The sequence below is a fragment of the Klebsiella sp. WP3-W18-ESBL-02 genome (assembly GCF_014168815.1).
GTDB lineage: Bacteria > Pseudomonadota > Gammaproteobacteria > Enterobacterales > Enterobacteriaceae > Kluyvera > Kluyvera ascorbata_B.
In genome coordinates, this window is record NZ_AP021972.1 from 3,716,994 (window position 1) to 3,739,949 (window position 22,956).

The window sequence follows — 22,956 nt, forward strand, 5'->3', positions numbered from 1 at the left end:
AGGCCTACAAAATAATCGTAGGCCGGATAAGGCATTTATGCCGCCATCCGGCACGCCTCGGTATTAGCCGAGGATTTTTTCCAGCTCTGCGCGAACGTCAGCCACGGCCTGAGTACCGTCAACTTTGGCGTACTGGGTGTTACCCGCCTGCGCTTCTTTAGAGTAGTAGCCGATCAGCGGCGCGGTCATCTGATGGTATTCCACCAGGCGCTTACGCACGGTCTCTTCCTGATCGTCTTTACGCGTGGTCAGCTCTTCGCCGGTCACGTCGTCTTTACCTTCAACCTTAGGCGGGTTGAATTTGATGTGGTAAACGCGGCCAGAAGCAGCGTGTACGCGACGGCCTACGATACGGTCAACGATCAGTTCGTCCGGTACGTCGAATTCCAGCACGTAGTCAACGTTGATGCCCGCTTCTTTCATGGCGTCAGCCTGCGGAATAGTGCGCGGGAAGCCGTCCAGCAGGAAACCGTTGCGGCAGTCTTCCTGGGCGATGCGCTCTTTCACCAGCGCGATAACCAGCTCATCGGTCACCAGCTTACCGGCATCCATGATGTCTTTAGCCTGTTTGCCCAGCTCGCTGCCGGATTTAACGGCCGCGCGCAGCATATCACCGGTGGAGATTTGCGGAATGCCATATTTCTCCATGATGAACTGTGCCTGAGTTCCTTTACCCGCGCCAGGTGCGCCAAGCAGAATGATACGCATTGCGAAAATCCCCTCAAAGGTTGTCAATATTTTTTAAAAAGCGCTAAAAGATACCACCAACGCGGCATTGGCTCAAGGAAGCGGGCTACGCTGAAACGGTTAACGGTGGGAAAATTGATAATAAGGAGAGAAAATGCCGGATGGCGGTGTAAACACCTTATCCGGCCTACGATCGATGAGAAGCTGTAGGCCGGATAAGCGTTAGCGCCATCCGGCATTACATTATGGCTATCAGGACACCAGCAGCTGGTTCATACGGCGGATAAACTGGTTAGGATCTTCCAGCGTACCGCGCTCGGCGAACAGCGCCTGGTCAAGCAGCAGTTCAACCCACTCTTTAAACTGCTCGTCGTCCTGGGTATCGGCAGTGCGTTTCACCAGTACGTGATCCGGGTTCAGTTCAAAGATGTATTTCACTTCCGGCGCAGCCTGGCCCGCCGCGGCGAACAGTTTCGCCATCTGGGTGCTCATTTCGTCAGCATCGGTAGTGACAATCGCCGGCGTGTCGGTCAGACGATGGGTCAAACGCACTTCTTTCACGCGATCACCCAGCAGGGTTTTCACGCGTTCAACGAACGGCGTCAGCGCTTTTTCCGCTTCCTTCGCGCTTTCGTCGACTTCATCCGCCAGTTTGTCGATAGACTCGTCGGCTTTCGCCACTGACTGGAACGGTTTGCCGTCGAACTCGGTCAGGTAGTTCATCATCCACTCATCGATGCGGTCAGAAAGCAGCAGCACTTCGATGCCTTTCTTACGCAGCAGCTCCAGGTGCGGGCTGCTTTTCGCCGCGGCGTAGCTGTCGGCGGTGATGTAGTAGATTTTCTCCTGCCCTTCTTTCATACGCGAGACGTAGTCGGCCAGCGACACGCTCTGCTCGGAAGAGTCGGTATGGGTAGAAGCAAAGCGCAGCAGTTTGGCAATCGCTTCCTGATTACCGTGATCTTCCGCCGGGCCTTCTTTCAGTACCAGGCCAAACTGTTTCCAGAAGGTCAGGTATTTCTCGGCATCGTCTTTCGCCAGTTTTTCCAGCATTTGCAGCACGCGTTTGGTCAGCGCGTTGCGCAGATTTCGGGTGACGGTGCTGTCTTGCAGGATCTCACGTGAAACGTTCAGCGGCAGATCGTTGGAGTCTATCAGGCCGCGCACGAAGCGCAGGTAGTTCGGCATAAACTGTTCGGCATCGTCCATGATAAAGACGCGCTGCACGTACAGCTTCAGGCCGTGTTTATGATCGCGGTTCCACATATCCCACGGCGCCTGCGACGGGATATACAGCAGGCTGGTGTACTCCTGCTTCCCTTCCACACGGTTGTGGCTCCAGGTCAGCGGATCGGTAAAGTCATGGGCGATATGCTTGTAGAACTCTTTGTATTCGTCGTCGTTAAGCTCAGCTTTATTACGCGTCCACAGCGCCTGCGCTTTGTTGATTTTCTCCCAGGAGACAACGGTTTCACCGTCTTTCTCTTCGGATTTTTCAATTTCTACCGGCAGCGCGATATGGTCGGAATATTTGCTGATAATTGAACGCACGCGCCAGTCGTCGAGGAACTCGCTTTCGTCTTCACGCAGGTGCAGAGTAATTTCGGTGCCGCGGTCTTCTTTGGTGATGTCCGCGACGGTGTATTCACCTTCACCGGCAGATTCCCAGAACACGCCGTTTTCCGGCTTATCGCCCGCCGCACGGGTGCGCACGGTGACTTTATCCGCGACGATAAACGCCGAGTAGAAGCCGACGCCGAACTGGCCGATAAGCTGGCTGTCTTTCGCCTGGTCGGAGCCCATGGACTCGAGGAAGGTTTTGGTGCCGGATTTTGCGATAGTCCCCAGGTGGTCAATCACTTCGTCGCGGTTCATACCCACGCCGTTATCGGCGATGGTCAACGTACGCTTATCTTTATCGAAGGAGACGCGCACGCGCAGTTCGCCGTCGCCCTCATACAGATCCGGGTTGGACAGCGCGCGGAAGCGCAGCTTGTCGGCAGCATCTGAAGCGTTAGAGATAAGCTCACGCAGGAAAATTTCTTTATTGGAATACAGAGAATGGATCATCAGGTGCAGAAGCTGTTTTACTTCTGACTGAAAGCCACGTGTTTCTTGTCCTTTCATTGCAAAATACCTCAATGGTGATTACAAGGTAAAAAAAGCGATGAGAGGAAAATGGGGATGGGTAGCGAGAATTTCAAGCGAGAGCAGAAAATCCTGCTCTCGTTTGATTAAAAACGAATCTTATGGCGCCCGGCCAGCGAGTGCGACAGCGTGGTGCCGTCAACCATCTCCAGCTCGCCGCCAACCGGCACGCCGTGGGCGATACGGCTAGCATCAACGCCATACTGCGCGCACAGCTCGGCAATATAGTTGGCCGTGGCTTCCCCTTCCACCGTGGGGTTGGTGGCGAGAATGATTTCCGTGAGCTGCTCCGTTTCCAGACGTTGCTCCAGACGATCGAGGCCGATATCGTCCGGGCCGATGCCGTCGAGCGGCGACAGGTGGCCCATCAGCACGAAGTAGCGGCCGGAGAACTGCCCGGTCTGCTCAATGGCGTAAATGTCTGCCGGACTCTCCACCACGCAGATTTGGCCGTTTTCCTGGCGACGCGGGTTCGCACAGATATTGCACACGTCCTGTTCGGTGAAGGTGCGGCAATCAGCGCAGTGGCCGATTTCCGACATCGCACGCGTTAAGGACTGCGCCAGGCGCATTCCCCCGCTGCGATCGCGCTGCAGCAGGGTAAACGCCATGCGCTGCGCTGACTTCGGGCCAACGCCCGGCAGGCAGCGCAGCGCTTCCATCAGCTGAGTTAACAGCGGACTGGTTTGCATCAGAACGGCATCTTGAAGCCTGGCGGCAGCTGCATACCGGAGGATACAGAGGCCATTTTCTCTTTCTGGGTTTCATCAATACGGCGCGCCGCATCGTTGAACGCCGCAGCAACGAGATCTTCCAGCATCTCTTTGTCGTCTTCCAGCAGGCTTGGGTCGATTTCAACGCGACGGCAGTTGTGCGCGCCGTTGATGGTCACTTTGACCAGACCTGCACCAGATTCGCCGGTGACTTCCAGCTGGGCGATTTCTTCCTGCATTTTCTGCATTTTGTCTTGCATCTGCTGGGCCTGCTTCATCAGGTTACCCAGACCGCCTTTACCAAACATAGGCTTCTCTCTCAGTAGGTCACGTTAAAAAATAACGACCGTCAGCATCGCTTGCGGTCAAATGGGGCGAATACTCTCTTCATCCAGATCGGCATCGAAGAATCGACGCAGGGTCTGAATATTATTATCCGCGATGATCGACTCGCGCGCCTGCGCGAGTTTCTCTTCATAAATAGCCTGCCGCCACTCCAGCGGCGTACGCACCGCCGGATTATCATCTTCCACGATGGTCAATTCAACAGGCACACCGTATAAAGTGCTCATCGCTTCGGCAAGCTTCTGCCTGGCGCCGGGCGAATTAAGGTGTCGCTGAGTCGGGCGCAGGTGCAGGCATACCGCGTTGCCGTTGTGTTCCTTCCACGCGTTGAGCGCCACCTGTTCGACGAGCTTCGGCAGCGCCATCTGGCTCACCTCCGCTGCCCACGGGTCGCGTTCTAAAGACTCCGCCGCAAGCTTAGCCGCCAGCTCAGGCGTCTTCTCATGCTCCAGCGCTTTCTTCAGCGCCTTCGGCGTGGCGACTTCCTCTTTTTTCACCTCTGCAACCGGCGTGGTGGCTTTCCAGCGGTAAGCCTCTTTCTTCGCCGCCGGTTGGGTCAACGCGGACGGTGCCGGGCGCGCCTGAACGCGATCGGTCACCGAAGCCAGTCTTTCCAGCGCGGCGTTATTCACCGGCCGCGCGCGGGAAGCGGCTGCCGGTTCACTCTTTTTTGGGGTGGTTGCTCCCTGATTGCCCTGCTGCTGTTGCAGCTGACGGCGCGCAGCCAGCACCTGATTCGTTGAATCAGGAAGCGGAGCAGCAGGCGGCGGCGTCATTGGCGCAGAAGCAGGCATCGGCGCTGACGGTTGCGTAACCGGCGTAGCGGCAGGCGCAAAGGACTGCTGCGGCCTTTCCGGCTCCGGCAGCGGCGCGTTCGGATGGAACGCCAGCGCGCGAAGCAGAGTCATTTCAATGCCCATACGCCTGTCCGGCGCGTACGGCAGCTCTTTGCGACCAATCAGTAGCGTCTGGTAGTACAGCTGCACGTCGGTCGGCGGCACGGTGCGCGCCAGGTTGCGCATCCGCTGTTCAATGGCCGCCATATCGCTACCCAGTGCCGCAGGCGACAGCTGAACCATCGCGATACGGTGCAGCAGGCTCTGCATTTCAACCAGCAGCGCCTCCCAGTCAACGCCTCGCAGCGCGGCCTCGTTGACCAGCGCCATCGTCCGCTCGCCGTCGGCGGCCACCAGCGCTTCAATGAGTGACAGCGCCTGGTCGTCGTCCAGGGTACCGAGCATCTCACTGACGGAGACGGTCGTTAGCTGGCCTTCGCCGCTGGCAATCGCCTGATCGGTGAGGCTTAAGGCGTCACGCAGGCTGCCATCCGCCGCACGCGCCAGCAGCTGCAGGGCGCGAGGCTCGTGGGCGATATGCTCTTCATCGAGGATATGTTCAAGCTGATGACGAATCTGCTCAACGTCCAGCGCCTTCAGGTGGAACTGCAGGCAGCGCGACAGAATAGTCACCGGCAGCTTTTGCGGATCGGTCGTCGCCAGCAGGAATTTGACGTGCGCAGGCGGCTCCTCCAGCGTCTTCAACAGCGCGTTGAAGCTGTGGCGGGAGAGCATGTGCACTTCATCGATGAGATACACCTTAAAGCGGCCGCGCGCGGGCGCGTACTGGACGTTATCCAGCAGGTCGCGGGTATCTTCAACTTTGGTTCGCGAGGCGGCATCGATCTCAATTAAGTCGACGAAACGCCCCTGTTCAATTTCGCGGCAGTTATCACACACGCCGCACGGCGTGGCGGTAATGCCGGTTTCGCAGTTCAGCCCCTTCGCCAGCAAACGGGCGATAGAGGTTTTCCCGACGCCACGGGTGCCGGAAAAGAGATATGCGTGATGAATGCGCCCTAACGATAAGCCGTTCGCCAGTGCGGTCAGCACATGTTCCTGGCCGACGACGTCAGCAAAGGTTTGTGGGCGCCATTTTCGGGCTAAGACCTGATAACTCATTGGCAGGCTCTGAAACGCTGGAAGGTGGATTCACGAGGGGGTAATGCTACCACAGCCCCGCCGGATCGGCGAGGCCATGTATCGGGAAATGCTTAGTGACCCGGGAAATTCACCAGACTGTAGCTGGTGATACCCTGTTTTTCCAGGCGCTGTTCGCCGCCCAGATCGAACAGGTTGATGATGAAGGCCGCATCGTGCACTTCGCCACCCAGACGGCGGATCAATTTAACCGTCGCTTCGATAGTCCCGCCGGTAGCCAGCAGATCGTCAACCACCAGAACTTTGTCGCCCGGTTTGATTGCATCAACGTGGATTTCCAGCTGATCGGTGCCGTACTCCAGTTCATAGCTTTCGGCGATCGTTTCGCGCGGCAGCTTGCGCGGTTTGCGCACCGGGACAAAACCTACGCCCATTGCCAGCGCAACAGGTGCACCAAACAGGAAACCACGCGCTTCGGTACCCACCACTTTGGTAATACCGGCGTCTTTGTATTTCTCAACCAGCAATTCAATGCTGAGCGCGTAGGCTTTCGGGTCTTCCAGTAAGCTGGTGACATCGCGGAAAAGAATGCCAGGTTTCGGATAATCCTGGATGCTCTGGATGCTGTTTTTCAGATATTCAAGCTGCTGTGCAGTTGCGGTCATAGGTTTGTGCCTGATTGAAACAGTGTTACTCAAGGCGAGCAAAATGGGTTAAAAGCAACAATTGGATAACTTTTAACCAGGCGCGCCTGTGCTCGAAAACGCCAGAATTTACTGGCTAGCTCGCAGAAATGCAACACCATTAATGCGCTTCATGACTTTTGTTGTTCTGCATCAACCACCGGGATTCGCCAAAGAAAAACCAGCAACCCGGCGAGGATCATCAGCAGCAGCACGCGCACCCACGTCATCTCCACCAGCCACAGAGAAACGCCAAACGTCAGCAAAATCACCGCGATGGCGCGCGGTTTGGCCCCCGGCGGCATCGCCTTATAGCGCTGCCAGTGGCGCAGGTAGCCGCCAAACCAGGAGCGATAAAGCAGCCAGTGATGGAAGCGCGGCGACGAGCGCGCAAAGCACCAGGCAGCCAGCAGAATAAATGGCGTCGTCGGCAGCAGCGGCAGAACCACCCCGATGGTGCCGAGGGCTACCGCCAGCCAGCCAATAATGATTAAAATAGTACGCTGCATAATGCGAATCGTTATCAAATGAGTCTGCTACTGTAGCATAGCCGATAACAAGAAAACGGAGAATCCGGTGAAAACGGCCCTGCTTTTACAAACGCTGGAACAACAGCTTGCGCGGCTTCAGACGCGCATTGCGCCCCTTGCTGCGCACGCCACGCTGAGCGCGCGCTTTGACCGCCAGCTTTTCCAGACGCGCAGCACCAGAATGCAGGCCTACCTCGATGAAGCCCAAGCGCATTTTGAGGAGCTTAAGCACGCCGTTGATCGGCAGCAGCTGCCGCAGGTCGCCTGGCTCGCCGAACGCCTGGCGGCGCAAATTGAGGCCATCAGCCGCGAGAGCGAAGCCTGGTCACTGCGCATGTGGGATAGCCCCTCACCCGGCCTGCGCCGCTGGCAGCGTAAAAGGCTGGAAACGCAGGAGTTTGAACGTCGTCTGCTGGAGATGAAGCAGCAGCGCCAGCAGCAATATCAGCAGGCTACAACGCTTGAGGATCAGCAGCGTCTGGCGCGCGAAATCACTGCCTTTGACGGTCGCCTTACCCGCTGCCGCCAGGCGCTCGAGGAAATTGAACGAATACTGGCGCGTATCGCGCGCTAGAGGAGAAGCTATGTCGCTGGAAAATGCGCCCGATGACGTCAAGCTAGCGGTCGATTTGATCGAACTGCTGGAGAGCAACCATATCGCCCCGGAAATTGTGCTCAGCGCGCTGGAGATGGTGCGCAAAGATTACATCAACAAGCTGAAAAGCCGCCCGGACGAAGCGCCATAGCGCCAACGCCAGGCAGCAAGGGAACAACAGCTAGCCCGATCCGCAGGCCGGATAAGACGATGCCGCCATGCGGCAATATACGGCGGCGCGCCTGATGGCGCAGCGCTTATCCGGCCTACCGATTAATCAGCAATCAAGTCTTTGCCGTCATTTTTACTGTCGCGCTTCACTTCCGTCACTTCATCGCCCTTCTCGTTGTGCAGGTGCACTTCCAGCTGGTTAAAGGCAATGTTGATGTCGTTTTCGCGGCACAGACGGTCGATTGTGCGGTTCAGTTCGTCAACGGTGTAGCTGCGATCGCGCAGTTCACGTACGTACAGACGCAGTTCGTGATCGAGGGTGCTGGCGCCGAAGGCGGTAAAGAACACCGAAGGCTCCGGATCGTGCATCACTTTCGGATGTTCCATCGCCGCTTTGAGCAGCACCTCTTTCACCTTGGTCAGATCCGATCCGTAGGCCACGCCAAGACGGATCACCACGCGGGTGATGGTATCGCTCAGAGACCAGTTGATCAGCCGTTCGGTGACGAAGGCCTTGTTCGGGATGATCACTTCTTTACGGTCAAAGTCGGTGATGGTGGTCGCGCGAATACGGATCTTGCTAACCGTCCCGGAGAAGGTGCCAATGGTCACGGTATCGCCAATACGTACCGGGCGTTCGAACAGAATAATCAGGCCGGACACAAAGTTACCGAAAATCTCCTGCAGGCCGAAACCTAAACCAACCGACAGCGCGGCGGCCAGCCATTGCAGTTTATCCCACGATACCCCCAACGAGCCGAATACGGTCATTGCGCCCACGGCGATAATCACGTAGTTCAGGATCGTGGTGATGGCATACGACGCCCCCTGACGCATATTCAGCCGTGAGAGCACCAGCACTTCCAGCAGACCCGGTAAGTTACAAATCAACGCCCAGGCGACCATTGAAGCGATAATGGCAAACAGCAAACTGCCCATGGTGACATTTTTCACCACGCTGGCCCCGGCCTCGGTGCCGTTGTAGTGCCACAGGGTGATGCTGTCGAGGTAGCTAAAGACGGTGATTAAGTCAGACCAGATGGCCCAGAACATCACGCCAAACAGCGCCACCATCACCAGCATGGTGATACGCAGCGTCTGCTGGTTGATCTGCTCCAGGGCAATCGCGGGTTCTTCCTGCGGTTCGGCCCCTTCGGCCCCTTCCTTCACCAGATTCTGACGACGGGCGACCGCGCGGCGATAGGCGATACGACGCGCCGCCACGCTTAATCCGCGCAGAACCGTCTGGTACAGCAGGTTCCAGAAAATAACCAGGTAGACGGTTTCAATCCAACGACCGGACAGACGCAGGGTGGTATAGAAGTAGCCGGTGGCGGTCAGCACCATCAGCCCCACTGGCACCAGCGCCAGCACGGTCATGGTGATCAGACGCAGGCTATGCGACTCTTTGTCACGCCAGCTTTCGCGGCACATTGGCCACATCAGTGCCGTAATCACCAGCAGGTTAAGCAGAATAACAAACTGCCCCAGCACATCGTCCATCAGGTTCAGCGGCGAAAGTTCAGACACCACTGACCAGAAATGCAGCGGCAGCAGCGCCAGGCTGATACGCACAATTTGACGACGCCAGTGGCTGGTGAGCTGCTCTGGCATATTAAAGTGCCGCACGGCCACGCCGTTTTTCTCCAGCACTTTCCAGCACAGACCGAACACCAGCCAGTACATGGCCAGTTTTTTCGAAAACGCCCACAGCAGTGCGCTGATATTGAGCTGCATGGTCAGCAGGATCAGGCCGACCGCCAGAATCAGCAGCACCACAGGCAGCGCGCGAATAAGATCGATGAAGATGGCCTTTGGCGTGTGCATCTGGCTATCGTTACGCAGATTACCCACCTGGTCGCCCAGCTTATCCTGGTAATTGCGCAGCCACTGTAGCCGCCAGCGTATCAGCCCGGCAATCAGCAACAGCGGCAGCCCCGCGAGGAAGGCGATAAACACCGCGGGCCACGCTTTCTCCCAGTTGACGGTGATTTTCATCGACTTAAACTGATCTTTCAGCGCTTCCGGGAACGATTTAATCCAGTCCCAGTCCATCGGTTTGTTGCTGTTTACCCAGAAGATTTGCTGGGTAAGGATTGATTTCAGGCTTTTCGATACGCTCATCAACTGCTGTTGGTTAATTTGCAGGTTGATGGCCATCATCAGTTGGCTACCCAACTGCTTGTTGATCAGGTCGAGCATCTCGCGGCGCGCATCAACAATTTGCAGCAGCGCGTCGTGCACTTCGCTGTCGACTTCGCTGCTGTGCCCCTCTTCCAGCTTCGCAACGAAATCGTCGCTCTGGAACAGGGCATCACGCTGCTGGTTGATCTCAAACTGCTCAAGACGCAGGTCGGCGATGCGGGTGGTCATATCCTCCAGCTCGTCGGCCGACGGTAGCGTCTGCTGCTGCTGGTAGAGAATACGCGACAGCAGCAGGCTCCCCTTCAGTACGGCAATTTGCTCTTTCACGTTACGTTCAGACTGCAGGGCGCGGTCAAGCCAGGTTTTCACCTTAATATTTTGCTGCACCAGCTGGTTGCCGCTTTCAGTGGCGGTAATCAGTTTCTGACTTAGCTGGTGGTTAATTTCCAGCTCCTGCTTCACCAGCGGGTTGCCCTGAATACGGGCGGTCTCTTCCGGCGAGGCGGTTTCGGCGGCCGTTTTTTCCGATAGTGTGAGACGCTTGCTGCTCACGGCCTCCTGCAACAGCTGAAGCTGATGTTCAAGACGGTTGCTGTAGGCGGTCACATAGTCGCGCTGCTTTTGCAGCGTATCCTGCAGCACGGTGTTCCCCGCAAGGCTCTTACGCTGCAGTTCAATTTCGGCATCCAGCAGCGATTTTTGCACCAGCAGTTTGGCCTGCTCCGTGGGGCGCAGCGCATCGCCGACGGTGCTGCCGTTGAGGCTGTTGCGCACCTGCAGCAGCTGCTGCGAGGCCGCGTTCATCGAGTTCTGGACGCGCTCGGGCTGGGTTTGTAGTGAGACCAGTTGGCTGTTGTAAGTCGCGAGATCGTTTTGCGCATTTTGCAGATCGTCAACCGACTGGGAAACTCGAGCTTCCAGCTGGCGCAGCGAGAGCGTGCTCAGCGTCTTGCGCGTTTCATCGTCATTGTCGACGTCGCTCAGGGCGTTGAGATTATCGGTCGCCTGGCGCAGCTTCATCGGCGCCTGATCGATCTGCTTTTGCAGTGCTGTCGATTCCGCCTTCACCGCGTCGATTTTATCGAGAAGTTGCAGGGTTTCCGTGAGATCCTGTTGTACCAGCTTATCTTGCGGCGTCAGGTCTTTCTTATTATTGAGGGCGGTCAGCTGATCCTGGACATCGGCGCGGTCAGGAATATCATTGCCGTTAATCGCGCGCGCCTGCGCCGCGGCCATCGTAAACAGAAAGCAGACAGCAATAATGATAAATGCGGAAATCGTGCCCCGTGGGCGGATATTATGCAGCATAATGTTAACGTGAGTGGTTGTTAAAGCCGGTGAAGAACCGGGGATAAACGCCCGCGCAGAATAGCACTTCTGGGTACAGGCGAACAGTCAGAGACGCCAGGATTATTCCTGGTAATAAGCCCGTGATTAAGGCTGTGTTTCGGCGCGCAGCGTTGGGCAAAATTGATACATTTCGAGCAGGATAGCGACATAAGCCTGCGCTTCGCCGCGCAGGTCAAAGGAGTCGGGCGCAAATAGCCAGTTTTCCATCAGCCCGGAAATATAGCTGCGGGTCAAAATGGCCGCCCGACGGCTGAGCAGATTGGTCGGTAATACCCCGGCGATGACACAGTCATTTAACGTCTGTTCAATGCGATCGTAACTTTCCAAACATAAACTCCGCTGTGCCTGTTGCACAACGGCCATTTCGCCGACAAACTCACATTTGTGATAAATAATTTCCGTCATCAGGCGTCGGCGTTCTTCGATAACGGTCGCTTCCAGAATGTAAACCAGTATTTCCCTCAAAACTGAGAGTGGATCACCTGGGAATTTTGCCCGATACTCAATCTCAAGATCGCTAATACTGGACTCTGATAACACCCAGATTTCGTTAAAGAGATCCGACTTATCCTTGAAATGCCAGTAGATTGCGCCACGCGTCACCCCGGCCGCTTTTGCAATCTCGGCAAGTGAGGTAGATGATACCCCCTGCTGCGAAAACAACCGTAGGGCGACATCCAGTATGTGCTGACGCGTAGCTTGCGCTTGTTCTTTGGTTTTTCGTGCCATAGGTCGGTGAAATTGCAGGGGTTAGATTTACATACATTTATGAATGTATGTACCATAGTATGACGATAATACAAGCGCAGCAATGGGTTTGTGACGCTTGCTTCATTGATCAATTTGAAATCGGACACTCGAGGTTTACATATGAACAAAAACAGAGGGTTAACGCCTCTGGCGGTCGTTCTGATGCTCTCAGGCAGCTTAGCGCTAACAGGATGTGACGACAAACCAGCTCAGCAAGGAGCACAACACGCACCAGAAGTTGGCGTCGTGACGCTCAAATCTGAACCTCTTGTAATCACGACGGAACTGCCGGGCCGCACCAGCGCCTTCCGCATTGCAGAAGTACGCCCGCAGGTCAGCGGTATTATTCTGAAGCGCAACTTTACGGAAGGGGGTGAAATCACCGCCGGTGAGTCGCTTTATCAGATTGATCCAGCAACGTATCAGGCATCTTACGAAAGCGCCAAAGGTGATTTAGCCAAAGCGCAGGCCGCGGCCAACATCGCAAAGCTGACCGTGAATCGTTACTCCAAACTGTTGGGTACGCAGTACATCAGCAAACAGGATTACGATACGGCTGTTGCCGATGCGCAGCAGGCTAACGCTGCGGTAGTCGCTGCCAAAGCGGCGGTAGAAACCGCACGTATCAACCTGGCTTATACCAAAGTGACCTCCCCTATCAGCGGGCGCATTGGCAAATCTTCGGTTACCGAGGGCGCGCTGGTGCAGAACGGGCAAGCTACCGCGCTGGCAACCGTTCAGCAGTTGGACCCTATCTATGTTGACGTTACCCAGTCCAGCAACGACTTTCTGCGCCTTAAGCAGGAGCTGGCGGACGGCAAGCTGAAACAGGAAAACGGCAAAGCGAAAGTGGATCTGGTGACCAATGACGGCATCAAATATCCGCAGAGCGGCACCTTAGAGTTCTCTGACGTGACCGTTGATCAGACCACCGGTTCTATCACGCTGCGCGCTATTTTCCCGAACCCAGACCATACGCTGCTGCCGGGCATGTTCGTTCGCGCACGTCTGGAAGAAGGGACCAACCCGAACGCGCTGCTGGTTCCGCAACAGGGCGTGACCCGTACGCCGCGCGGCGATGCGAGCGCGCTGGTTGTTGGCGCTGACGATAAAGTCGAAACCCGCCAGATTGTTGCCGCACAGGCCATTGGCGACAAATGGCTGGTCACCGAGGGCCTGAAGGATGGCGATCGCGTCATTATTACCGGTCTGCAAAAAGTGAAACCGGGCGTGCAGGTCAAAGCGCAGGAAGTCACTTCTGACGACAAACAGCAAGCCGCAGCGGGCGCTGCTCAGTCAGAACAAACCAAGTCTTAACTTAAACAGGAGCCGTTAAGACATGCCTAATTTCTTTATCGATCGCCCCATATTTGCGTGGGTGATCGCCATCATTATCATGCTGGCAGGGGGGCTATCGATCCTCAAGTTGCCGGTAGCGCAATATCCGACGATTGCGCCGCCAGCAATTTCGATCACGGCCATGTACCCCGGTGCTGACGCCGAAACGGTGCAGAACACAGTAACTCAGGTTATCGAACAGAACATGAACGGTATCGATCACCTGATGTACATGTCCTCCAACGGCGACTCCACCGGTACCGCAACCATTACCCTGACCTTCGAATCCGGTACCGATCCGGATATCGCGCAGGTTCAGGTGCAGAACAAACTCGCGCTGGCCACTCCACTGCTGCCGCAAGAAGTTCAGCAGCAGGGTATTAGCGTTGAGAAAGCGTCCAGCAGCTTCCTGATGGTTGTCGGTGTTATCAACACCAACGGCACCATGAACCAGGACGATATCTCGGACTACGTAGCAGCGAACATGAAGGACGCCATTAGCCGTACCAGCGGCGTGGGCGACGTTCAGCTGTTTGGTTCCCAGTACGCGATGCGTATCTGGATGGACCCGAACAAACTGAACAACTTCCAGCTGACGCCGGTTGACGTGATCGCCGCGCTGAAAGCACAGAACGCCCAGGTGGCGGCCGGTCAGTTAGGCGGTACGCCGCCGGTGAAAGGCCAGCAGCTGAACGCCTCTATCGTGGCGCAAACCCGTCTGACCAACACCGAGCAGTTTGGCAACATCCTGCTGAAGGTGAACCAGGACGGCTCGCAGGTTCGCCTGCGCGACGTCGCCAAGATTGAGCTCGGCGGCGAGAGCTACGACGTTATCGCGAAGTTTAACGGCCAGCCGGCTTCCGGCCTGGGGATTAAACTGGCGACCGGCGCCAACGCCCTGGACACCGCGAGCGCCATTCGCGCTGAACTGGCAAAAATGGAGCCGTTCTTCCCGTCAGGGATGAAAATCGTTTATCCGTATGACACCACCCCGTTCGTTAAGATCTCAATTCACGAAGTGGTGAAAACGCTGGTCGAAGCGATCATTCTGGTGTTCCTGGTGATGTATCTGTTCCTGCAGAACTTCCGCGCGACGCTTATCCCAACGATCGCGGTGCCGGTGGTACTGCTCGGGACCTTTGCGGTGCTGGCGGCATTCGGCTTCTCGATAAACACGCTGACCATGTTCGGGATGGTGCTTGCCATCGGCCTGTTGGTGGATGACGCCATCGTCGTCGTAGAGAACGTCGAGCGCGTCATGGCGGAAGAAGGTCTGCCGCCAAAAGAAGCGACGCGTAAATCAATGGGCCAGATTCAGGGGGCGCTGGTTGGTATCGCGATGGTCCTGTCCGCGGTGTTCATCCCGATGGCCTTCTTCGGCGGTTCTACCGGGGCAATCTATCGCCAGTTCTCCATCACTATCGTGTCCGCGATGGCGCTGTCGGTACTGGTTGCGTTGATCCTGACGCCGGCGCTCTGCGCCACCATGCTGAAGCCAATCGAAAAAGGCAGCCACGGCGCAACCACCGGGTTCTTCGGCTGGTTCAACCGGATGTTTGAGAAGAGCACGCACCACTACACCGATAGCGTAGGCAATATTCTGCGCAGCACCGGTCGTTATTTGCTGCTGTATCTGATCATCGTCGTCGGCATGGCGTTTTTGTTTGTACGTCTGCCAAGCTCCTTCCTGCCGGACGAAGACCAGGGCGTATTCCTGAGCATGGCGCAGCTGCCTGCCGGTGCGACCCAGGAACGTACGCAGAAAGTGCTGGATGAGATGACCAACTACTATCTCACCAAAGAGAAAGACAACGTTGAGTCCGTCTTCGCCGTAAACGGCTTCGGTTTCGCGGGTCGCGGCCAGAACACCGGTATCGCGTTCGTCTCGCTGAAGGACTGGAGTCAACGTCCGGGCGCCGAGAACAAAGTGGAAGCGATCACCGGCCGTGCAATGGGCTACTTCTCACAGATTAAAGATGCGATGGTGTTCGCCTTTAACCTGCCGGCGATTGTAGAACTGGGTACGGCAACCGGCTTTGACTTCCAGCTGATTGATCAGGCGGGTCTGGGTCACGAAAAACTGACGCAGGCGCGTAACCAACTGTTCGGCATGATTGCCCAGCACCCTGACGTGCTGACCGGCGTGCGTCCTAACGGTCTGGAAGATACGCCGCAGTTCACAATCGACATCGATCAGGAAAAAGCCCAGGCGCTGGGTGTTTCTATCAGTGACATCAATACCACGCTGGGCACGGCCTGGGGCGGTAGCTACGTCAACGACTTCATCGACCGCGGTCGTGTGAAGAAGGTGTATCTGATGTCCGAAGCGAAATACCGTATGCTGCCAGAAGATATTGGTAAGTGGTACGTTCGCGGCAGCGATGGTCAGATGGTGCCGTTCTCGGCCTTCTCCAGCTCGCGCTGGGAATACGGTTCGCCGCGTCTGGAACGTTACAACGGTCTGCCGTCCATGGAAATCCTGGGCCAGGCAGCCGAAGGTAAGAGTACCGGTGAGGCAATGAGCCTGATGGAAGAGTTGGCGGGTAAACTGCCCGCGGGTATCGGCTACGACTGGACGGGCATGTCCTATCAGGAACGCCTCTCCGGCAACCAGGCCCCTGCCCTGTACGCGATTTCGCTGATCGTCGTCTTCCTGTGTCTGGCCGCACTGTATGAGAGCTGGTCTATTCCGTTCTCGGTCATGCTGGTGGTTCCGCTGGGGGTTGTCGGTGCGCTGCTGGCCGCAACGCTGCGCGGTCTGACCAACGACGTGTACTTCCAGGTAGGCCTGTTGACCACCATCGGTCTCTCGGCGAAAAACGCCATCTTGATCGTCGAGTTCGCCAAAGACCTGATGGATAAAGAAGGTAAAGGGCTTATCGAAGCAACGCTGGAAGCCGTACGTATGCGTCTGCGTCCTATCCTGATGACCTCGCTGGCCTTTATCCTCGGCGTTATGCCGCTGGTTATCAGCTCTGGCGCGGGCTCCGGTGCGCAGAACGCCGTAGGTACCGGCGTAATGGGCGGGATGGTAACAGCGACCGTGCTGGCTATCTTCTTTGTCCCGGTGTTCTTCGTCGTGGTTCGTCGTCGTTTCAGCCGTAAGAACGAAGACATTGAGCACAGCCACAAGGTTGAGCATCACTAAAAACGTCTTACCTCAAGGGCCGCACATGCGGCCCTTTTTTTTATATCGCCATCACCCGCCGCCATCGATTGATTACTATTTAATCATTTATTAATAAATGAAATCATTACTCCCCTTTGATAATAAAAATAGCCTTAACCACGCCAATACTAGAATTAAGATTTTTCTTTAATTTATTTTGCATCATTTTCTTAATGAGTATTTACTCAATGATTTTAGGATTATTCCTAGTCAAGCCTAAGAACTTTCCACACATCACCGCGGTCAAAGCTATGAAACCTGCATTTTTCACCCACCGTTTCTATGCAGAAACAAGATGTTAGCTTTTATGTTCAGTCTTATGGGTGAGAGCAGAAAAAATTTAACCCTCTGAGATTTAATTGTAATTTTTCGTAATAGCGCGATGAAATCTTTTGCGCAGTGGATTATAGTTACAACAGATCGGGAACACGTGCATGTTTCAGGTTTGCCAGCAGTACCATCCCGCACCGGTATTTGTTACTCGTTGTCTGTACTACGAACAGGGGGATGCGTTATGGACGAATACTCACCAAAAAGACATGATATCGCACAGCTTAAGTTTCTCTGCGAAACCCTGTATCATGATTGTCTTGCCACGCTCGAAGAGAGTAACCATGGCTGGGTGAACGATCCCACCTCGGCGGTTAACCTGCAGCTTAATGAGCTGATAGAACATATAGCAACGTTCGCACTTAATTATAAAATTAAGTACGACGAAGATAATAAACTGATTGCACAGATTGACGAATATCTGGATGATACTTTTATGTTATTCAGTAACTACGGCATTAATAGCGTCGACCTGCAAAAATGGCGGAAGTCAGGGAACAAACTCTTCCGTTGTTTTGTCAATGCGAGCCGCGCCAACCCCGTCAGTCTTTCTTGTTAAAATTATTACAATCAATGGGTGAATTATGTCTGATAAACCACTAACTAAAACTGATTATTTGATGCGCCTGCGACGCTGCCAGTCTATTGACACGCTCGAACGCGTAATTGAAAAAAATAAATATGAGCTGTCCGACAATGAACTGGCGGTATTTTACTCAGCGGCCGATCATCGTCTGGCTGAACTGACCATGAATAAACTCTACGATAAGATCCCTTCAACCGTGTGGAAGTACATTCGCTAATTTCTTTTTTCGTGCGCGACTCTCCTCTGGATACGATTAGATTCTGTGAATAACGTCACAGCGATGATCTGGGAACGTTCCCAAATCATGTATCACCTTTTAAGGTGGTGGCTCCGCTAACAGGAGGCACCGATGAGTGATGAAAAACGCAAAATGATTGCCGGCGAACCCTATCGTCCGGGAGATGAAACGCTAAGAACGGACCGGATTCGCGCCAGGCAGCTTATCCACCGTTATAACCATACGGCACCGGATGAAAAAGCCGAACGCACAGCGTTACTGAAAACGCTGCTCGGCAAAGGGGATGGCGCCTATATTGAACCCACCTTCCGCTGCGATTATGGCTACAATATTCACCTTGGCGCTAACTTCTACGCCAACTTTGACTGTGTGATGTTGGATGTCTGCCCGATTCACATCGGCGACAACTGTATGCTGGCGCCGGGTGTGCATATCTACACTGCCACGCATCCGCTGGATGCCGACGAACGTAACAGCGGCGTGGAGTTCGGCAAACCGGTCACCATCGGCCACAACGTATGGATCGGCGGACGAGCGATCGTCAACCCCGGTGTGACCATCGGTGATAATGCCGTCATCGCTTCAGGCGCGGTAGTCGTCAAAGATGTCCCGGCTAACGCCGTTGTCGGCGGCAACCCGGCGCGCATCATTAAAATGTTATCAAAATAACAGCGGCAGACTGTTATGGTTTTTTGCAACCGATCTGTTACTTTTTGCATGGATTAACGCAACATACAATAGGCTATTCCGCCCTACGTTGCCGAGCAAAAGATGTCAGAGATCCAGCGATTACTCACGCAAACCATTGATGAACTGAACGCCCGTGAAAAGCGCGACAACCGGCCGCGCTTTAGCATCAGCTTTATCCGCAACCATCCCGGACTGTTTGTCGCCATGTACCTTGCCTTCTTCGCCACCCTGGTGGTGATGATGCGCTCAGAGACGCTGGCCGACTCCGTCTGGCTACTGTGGCTGCTGTTCGCGCTGTTGAACGGCTTTTTCTTTTTCGACGTCTACCCGCGCTACCGCTACGAAGATATCGACGTCCTGGATTTCCGCGTGTGCTACAACGGCGAGTGGTACAACACCCGCTTCGTCCCACCGCAGCTGATTGAAAAAATTCTGCACTCCAGCCGCGTCGACGGTCAGTACAAAACTCAGCTGCAAAAAATGGTCACCACCAAAGGCGAACTGTCGTTCTACGACGTTTTCACTCTCGCCCGCGCCGAAGCGGCGCAATAAGCCGCTGTAGCGTCCGTATCGCCGGTGCAAACTGCGATGCGGACGTATTGCCATAGCCCAGTACCAGCCCTGAACGCGCGTGCTGACGGTTAAGGTAAAAGCTACTCAGCGCACCGGGCGCCATCTGGTGTGCGCGCAGTTGGCGAACCAGCGTCACATCATCAATGCCGTCAATCGCCACCGTCATATGCAGCCCGCCTTCGCCCGCCATCAACTCGTGCGGCACGATCAGTTCTTGTTCCAGTACCTCACACAGCTGTATCTGCCGTTTACGGTACAAACGCCGCATCGCCGCCAGATGGCGAGCGTAATGTCCCTCCTCAATAAAACAGGCCAGCGCGCGCTGCTCTGCACGATGACCGCCGCGCAGCAGCGCACGGATAGCCGGCTGGGCGCTTTCCACCAGCATCGAGGGTAGCACCATAAATCCGAGGCGCAGCGACGGAAATAAGGTTTTGCTAAAGGTGCCAAGATAGACCACCGGCGCGTTAGGGGCCATACCGCGCATCGCGGGAATCGGCTCACCGCTAAAGCGAAACTCGCTGTCGTAATCATCCTCCACGATCCAGCAACCGTGCTGACGAGCATATTCCAGCAGCGCCAGACGTCGCGCCGCGCTGAGCACGCTGCCGGTGGGATACTGGTGAGAAGGTGACGTAAAAATCAGCCTCGGTGGCGCTAACCCGGCGTCAATCTTCATGCCCTCTCGATCCACCGCCACCCCCTCCAGCTTTAGCCCGGCGGTCAGAAATGCGCTTTTGGCACCGAAATAGCCAGGCTCTTCAACCCATGCCGACTGCCCAGGCTCGCTCAGCAGATGGGTGCACAAATTCACGCCTTCCAGCGCCCCTTCGGTGATGACTATCTGTCGCGCGTCGCAGTCAATCCCGCGCGACAGCGCCAGATGGCGGGCAATTGCCGTTCGCAGCGGCCACTCGCCTGCCGAGTCACCATAGCCCAGCAGGCTACTGCCCTCTTCGCGCAGCACGCGATCGAGCAGACGCCGCCAGAGCGGCAAAGGAAAATAGTTGATCGCCGGAGTACCGGGCGTAAATAACAGCGGCGGATGATCACGCGGCAGCACCTGTGGCAGGGCGGAAAGACGTGCCGAGAGCGCGATCGGTACCTCAACCGGCCCTTCATCGGCCGCCGTCTGCGGCAATCGCGCCACGCGCGAGCCGCGGCGATCGCGGCGCAGGTAGCCTTCCATCGCCAGCTGCTCTAGCGCGGCATTGACGGTATTGCGTGAAATCCCCAGCCGCAGGGCCACAGTACGCGATCCGGGCAGCCAGCTCTCTGCGCGCAGCTGCCCCTGCAGGATGGCATCTCTGAGCGTAGCGTACAGGCTTCGTTGCAGCGTTTCCTCGCCGCGTGCGCTCAGCGCGGTAGACAGCAGGGCAAAAAAGGGATCGTCGGGAATATTCATTGCGGCTCCTTGTGGCACCATCAAAAGATAGCCTGGTGGCACTTTTTATGGAACCAGTAAACGCCTACGCTCGGGGCATTGCTTTTTTCCCGAAGGAGAGGTTATGAGTCAGCTCAATCAATTTGGTCAATTAATTGGCGATGCGCTGCCGGACTGGCAGCCGCGCGCACACCCACAGCGTACGGTACTTGAGGGGCGTTTTTGTCGTCTGGAGCCGTTGCAACAACAGCACGCTGAAGCGCTCTTCGCCGCGCATCAGCAGGCCGCGGATACCCGCAGTTGGACGTGGCTACTGCGCGAGCCGGATGATTCGCCGGAAGCTTATCGTCAGTGGATCGCCAGCGTTGAAACGCTGCAGGATCCGATGCATTTTGCGGTAATAGATGCGCACAGCCAGCAGCCCGTTGGCTCGCTGGCATTGATGCGCATAGACCCCAAAAATGGCGTGGTGGAAGTCGGCCATGTGCACTTTTCGCCACGGCTTAGCCGCACACCGGCGGCCACCGAAGCGCAGTGGCTGCTGATGCGCTACGCCTTTGATACGCTCGGCTATCGTCGCTATGAGTGGAAGTGCAACAGCCTGAATGAACCGTCGCGCCAGGCGGCGCTGCGCTTAGGCTTCCAGTTTGAAGGGCGCTTTCGTCAAGCGCTGGTGATTAAAGGGCACAACCGTGATACCGACTGGTTTTCCATCATTGACGGCGAGTGGCCAGCGCTGGATAGCGCCTTCCGCGCCTGGCTTGCCGCCGATAACTTTACCACCGACGGCAAGCAACGCCGGTCCCTGGCGTCTTTACGTTAGCGGCGTTTCTTACGCCCCTGCACGGCTTTAAAGCGGGGGTTTGACTTGCAGATGACGTACAGACGCCCCTTGCGTTTAACAATCTGGCAGTCAGGGTGGCGCTGTTTTGCGCTGCGCAGCGAGTTCAGTACCTGCATCATTCACCTCTTTTTATATCAACAAAGCGGCCAAAGCGCTGGGTAAAGCGGGCAACGCTGCCTTCCGCCGACACGCTTCTCTGCTTGCCGGTGTAGTACGGATGCGATTTGGACGACACATCAATGGTGACATACGGATATGTCACGCCTTCCAGCGTAATCTCGCGCTCCGTTTTAATGGTAGAACCCACTTTAAAGTACTCATTGGCACTGGTGTCGTGGAATACCACGGTACGGTAATGGGGATGGATATTCGCTTTCATCTCGACCTCAATAGATATGTTATAACATAACAATTAAAATACGCCGTCAGAAAGCGTAATGCAACCCCACCGTTTGCAGGTATAACCGTTTTCCCCCCCGAGCACCTCTCTCCTGGCGCTCGAGCCCGATGCTGCACACCTTAGCGATTTTTCGCAAAAGCTCAGACCCGTCCGCGAATATAAATTAGACAATAACGTTATTGGTCGCATGAATTGCCCTCTGGCAGGCTGTCTCCATCAACCCGAAGGAGATATCCCATGCAGCGCTGTTGTTGTCATCCCGCATTCGCACCACCTGAACATCACGGCATTAATTGGCAATACGGAGAACACAATGAGTCTGACCACCCTGCCCGTCCTCAGCCTGGCGCACTACCACCGGCCGTCTGAGCGCGCTGAATTTCTGCAACAGCTTCGCCACGCCGCCCGCGACGTCGGCTTTTTCTATCTGACCGATCACGGCATCGACGATGCCCTACAGCGTGCGCTACAGTCAGAGTCCCGCCGTTTTTTCGCCCTGTCCGACGAACAAAAACAGCAGGTTGCGATGATCCACTCCCCGCACTTTCGCGGCTATAACCGCAGCGCCGCCGAGCTGACGCGCGGGCAGCCTGACTGGCGGGAACAGTTTGATGTCGGCGCTGAGCGCCAGGCCATCACTTTACGCGAGCACGATCCGCGCTGGCTGCAGCTACAAGGGCCCAATCTGTGGCCGGAAGCGCTGCCCACCCTGCGCCCGGTGTTGCTGCAATGGCAGCATGCGATGACCGATATGGCCATGACGCTGCTGCGCGCCTTTGCTGAGGCCCTGCACCTGCCGCGTGAAGCATTTGACACCCTGTATGGCGAAAAGCCCAACGAACACATCAAGCTGATCCGATATCCGGGTCAGCAGGATACGCAAAACAGCACTCAGGGCGTCGGTGCCCACAAAGACTCCGGTTTTCTAAGCTTTCTGCTGCAGGACGAACAAAAGGGCCTGCAGGTCGAGGTCAGCGACGGCCAGTGGATCGACGCCGCGCCGCTGCCAGGCAGCTTTGTTGTGAACATCGGCGAACTGCTTGAGCTGGCGACCAACGGCTACCTGCGCGCGACCGTGCACCGGGTGATCACCCCGCCAGCTAACAGCCAGCGATTGTCGATTGCCTTTTTCCTCGGCGCCCAGTTGGATGCCGTCGTCCCGGTGTACTCGCTGCCGGAGGCGCTGGCGCGGGAAGCCAACGGGCCGCAAAGCGATCCGCAAAATCCGCTGCTGCGGGATGTGGGTTGGAATTATCTCAAAGGCCGCCTGCGCTCCCATCCAGACGTGGCGGAACGCTATTACCGTGACGTGCTGCGTGCGCGCAGCGAACAACTCATTGCCTGACCTAA

The 22,956-nt window shown here is 56.0% G+C and carries 22 protein-coding genes and 1 other annotated feature; of the genes, 10 read left to right on the forward strand and 12 right to left on the reverse strand.

The window, feature by feature from the left end; all coding sequences use genetic code 11:
• Window positions 1–63: 63 nt before the first annotated feature.
• The 7 genes from adk to H7R56_RS17780 form a co-directional block, all read right to left on the reverse strand.
• Complete coding sequence (gene adk / locus H7R56_RS17750; RefSeq protein WP_106930550.1) at window positions 64–708, reverse strand: adenylate kinase; 645 nt, start codon at window positions 706–708, stop codon at window positions 64–66.
• Window positions 709–939: 231 nt separating this feature from the next.
• Complete coding sequence (gene htpG, locus H7R56_RS17755) at window positions 940–2,814, reverse strand: molecular chaperone HtpG (protein ID WP_182928320.1); 1,875 nt, start codon at window positions 2,812–2,814, stop codon at window positions 940–942.
• A gap of 107 nt (window positions 2,815–2,921) precedes the next feature.
• Window positions 2,922–3,527 carry a recombination mediator RecR gene (recR, locus tag H7R56_RS17760; protein WP_106930556.1) on the reverse strand — a complete coding sequence of 202 codons (606 nt, stop codon included), beginning with the start codon at window positions 3,525–3,527 and terminating at the stop codon, window positions 2,922–2,924.
• Window positions 3,527–3,856 carry a YbaB/EbfC family nucleoid-associated protein gene (locus tag H7R56_RS17765; protein WP_064548013.1) on the reverse strand — a complete coding sequence of 110 codons (330 nt, stop codon included), beginning with the start codon at window positions 3,854–3,856 and terminating at the stop codon, window positions 3,527–3,529. The genes recR and H7R56_RS17765 overlap by 1 nt, the downstream gene beginning before the upstream one ends.
• 57 nt (window positions 3,857–3,913) lie before the next feature.
• Entirely contained in the window at window positions 3,914–5,851 is a 1,938-nt protein-coding gene (gene dnaX / locus H7R56_RS17770) for a DNA polymerase III subunit gamma/tau (RefSeq protein WP_106930558.1), read from the reverse strand.
• Window positions 4,520–4,584: a sequence feature (DnaX frameshifting element), on the reverse strand. It overlaps the preceding gene by 65 nt.
• A gap of 92 nt (window positions 5,852–5,943) precedes the next feature.
• Complete coding sequence (apt, locus tag H7R56_RS17775; protein WP_052283817.1) at window positions 5,944–6,495, reverse strand: adenine phosphoribosyltransferase; 552 nt, start codon at window positions 6,493–6,495, stop codon at window positions 5,944–5,946.
• A 149-nt stretch (window positions 6,496–6,644) separates the two neighbouring features.
• Window positions 6,645–7,022 (reverse strand): DUF454 family protein, encoded by a 378-nt coding sequence (locus tag H7R56_RS17780; RefSeq protein WP_106930560.1) that lies wholly within the window; start codon window positions 7,020–7,022, stop codon window positions 6,645–6,647.
• A 67-nt stretch (window positions 7,023–7,089) separates the two neighbouring features.
• On the opposite strand from H7R56_RS17780, the gene priC reads away from it, so the two are divergent.
• Both priC and rsmS read left to right on the forward strand, forming a co-directional pair.
• On the forward strand, window positions 7,090–7,617 hold the full coding sequence (gene priC / locus H7R56_RS17785) for a primosomal replication protein N'' (RefSeq protein WP_106930562.1): 528 nt from the start codon (window positions 7,090–7,092) through the stop codon (window positions 7,615–7,617).
• A 10-nt stretch (window positions 7,618–7,627) separates the two neighbouring features.
• Window positions 7,628–7,789 carry a pleiotropic regulatory protein RsmS gene (rsmS, locus tag H7R56_RS17790; protein WP_106930564.1) on the forward strand — a complete coding sequence of 54 codons (162 nt, stop codon included), beginning with the start codon at window positions 7,628–7,630 and terminating at the stop codon, window positions 7,787–7,789.
• Window positions 7,790–7,911: 122 nt separating this feature from the next.
• On the opposite strand, the gene mscK is transcribed toward rsmS, so the two are convergent.
• Complete coding sequence (gene mscK / locus H7R56_RS17795; protein ID WP_182928321.1) at window positions 7,912–11,262, reverse strand: mechanosensitive channel MscK; 3,351 nt, start codon at window positions 11,260–11,262, stop codon at window positions 7,912–7,914.
• A 126-nt stretch (window positions 11,263–11,388) separates the two neighbouring features.
• On the reverse strand, window positions 11,389–12,033 hold the full coding sequence (gene acrR / locus H7R56_RS17800) for a multidrug efflux transporter transcriptional repressor AcrR (RefSeq protein ID WP_106930568.1): 645 nt from the start codon (window positions 12,031–12,033) through the stop codon (window positions 11,389–11,391).
• Window positions 12,034–12,174: 141 nt separating this feature from the next.
• On the opposite strand from acrR, the gene acrA reads away from it, so the two are divergent.
• The 6 genes from acrA to H7R56_RS17830 all read left to right on the forward strand — a co-directional run bounded on the left by acrA (window position 12,175) and on the right by H7R56_RS17830 (window position 18,957).
• On the forward strand, window positions 12,175–13,371 hold the full coding sequence (gene acrA, locus H7R56_RS17805; protein WP_106930570.1) for a multidrug efflux RND transporter periplasmic adaptor subunit AcrA: 1,197 nt from the start codon (window positions 12,175–12,177) through the stop codon (window positions 13,369–13,371).
• Window positions 13,372–13,393: 22 nt separating this feature from the next.
• Window positions 13,394–16,540 carry a multidrug efflux RND transporter permease subunit AcrB gene (gene acrB, locus H7R56_RS17810; RefSeq protein ID WP_106930572.1) on the forward strand — a complete coding sequence of 1,049 codons (3,147 nt, stop codon included), beginning with the start codon at window positions 13,394–13,396 and terminating at the stop codon, window positions 16,538–16,540.
• 535 nt (window positions 16,541–17,075) lie between these two features.
• Window positions 17,076–17,450, forward strand: coding sequence for an Hha toxicity modulator TomB (gene tomB, locus H7R56_RS17815; protein ID WP_106927922.1), 375 nt, complete (start codon window positions 17,076–17,078; stop codon window positions 17,448–17,450).
• A 25-nt stretch (window positions 17,451–17,475) separates the two neighbouring features.
• Window positions 17,476–17,694, forward strand: a complete 219-nt coding sequence (locus H7R56_RS17820) for an HHA domain-containing protein (RefSeq protein WP_064547995.1) — start codon at window positions 17,476–17,478, stop codon at window positions 17,692–17,694.
• Between the two features lie 132 nt (window positions 17,695–17,826).
• Window positions 17,827–18,384: a maltose O-acetyltransferase gene (maa, locus tag H7R56_RS17825; protein WP_106927924.1), complete on the forward strand. Its 558-nt coding sequence runs from the start codon at window positions 17,827–17,829 to the stop codon at window positions 18,382–18,384.
• A 102-nt stretch (window positions 18,385–18,486) separates the two neighbouring features.
• Window positions 18,487–18,957 (forward strand): YlaC family protein, encoded by a 471-nt coding sequence (locus H7R56_RS17830; protein ID WP_106927926.1) that lies wholly within the window; start codon window positions 18,487–18,489, stop codon window positions 18,955–18,957.
• On the opposite strand, the gene H7R56_RS17835 is transcribed toward H7R56_RS17830, so the two are convergent.
• Complete coding sequence (locus H7R56_RS17835) at window positions 18,926–20,383, reverse strand: MocR-like pyridoxine biosynthesis transcription factor PdxR (RefSeq protein WP_106927928.1); 1,458 nt, start codon at window positions 20,381–20,383, stop codon at window positions 18,926–18,928. The genes H7R56_RS17830 and H7R56_RS17835 overlap by 32 nt on opposite strands.
• A gap of 103 nt (window positions 20,384–20,486) precedes the next feature.
• On the opposite strand from H7R56_RS17835, the gene H7R56_RS17840 reads away from it, so the two are divergent.
• Window positions 20,487–21,185: a GNAT family N-acetyltransferase gene (locus tag H7R56_RS17840; protein ID WP_106927930.1), complete on the forward strand. Its 699-nt coding sequence runs from the start codon at window positions 20,487–20,489 to the stop codon at window positions 21,183–21,185.
• On the opposite strand, the gene ykgO is transcribed toward H7R56_RS17840, so the two are convergent.
• Both ykgO and H7R56_RS17850 read right to left on the reverse strand, forming a co-directional pair.
• The gene (gene ykgO, locus H7R56_RS17845) at window positions 21,182–21,322 is read right to left on the reverse strand and encodes a type B 50S ribosomal protein L36 (protein ID WP_003859006.1); all 141 of its coding nucleotides are present in this window, start codon (window positions 21,320–21,322) and stop codon (window positions 21,182–21,184) included. The two genes, H7R56_RS17840 and ykgO, sit on opposite strands and share 4 nt — an antisense overlap.
• The gene (locus tag H7R56_RS17850) at window positions 21,322–21,585 is read right to left on the reverse strand and encodes a type B 50S ribosomal protein L31 (RefSeq protein WP_106927932.1); all 264 of its coding nucleotides are present in this window, start codon (window positions 21,583–21,585) and stop codon (window positions 21,322–21,324) included. Before H7R56_RS17850 ends, ykgO begins: the two co-directional genes overlap by 1 nt.
• Before the next feature lie 334 nt (window positions 21,586–21,919).
• Here H7R56_RS17850 and H7R56_RS17855 point away from each other — a divergent pair, with 334 nt between their 5' ends.
• Window positions 21,920–22,951, forward strand: a complete 1,032-nt coding sequence (locus H7R56_RS17855; protein WP_106927934.1) for an isopenicillin N synthase family dioxygenase — start codon at window positions 21,920–21,922, stop codon at window positions 22,949–22,951.
• Window positions 22,952–22,956: the final 5 nt, after the last annotated feature.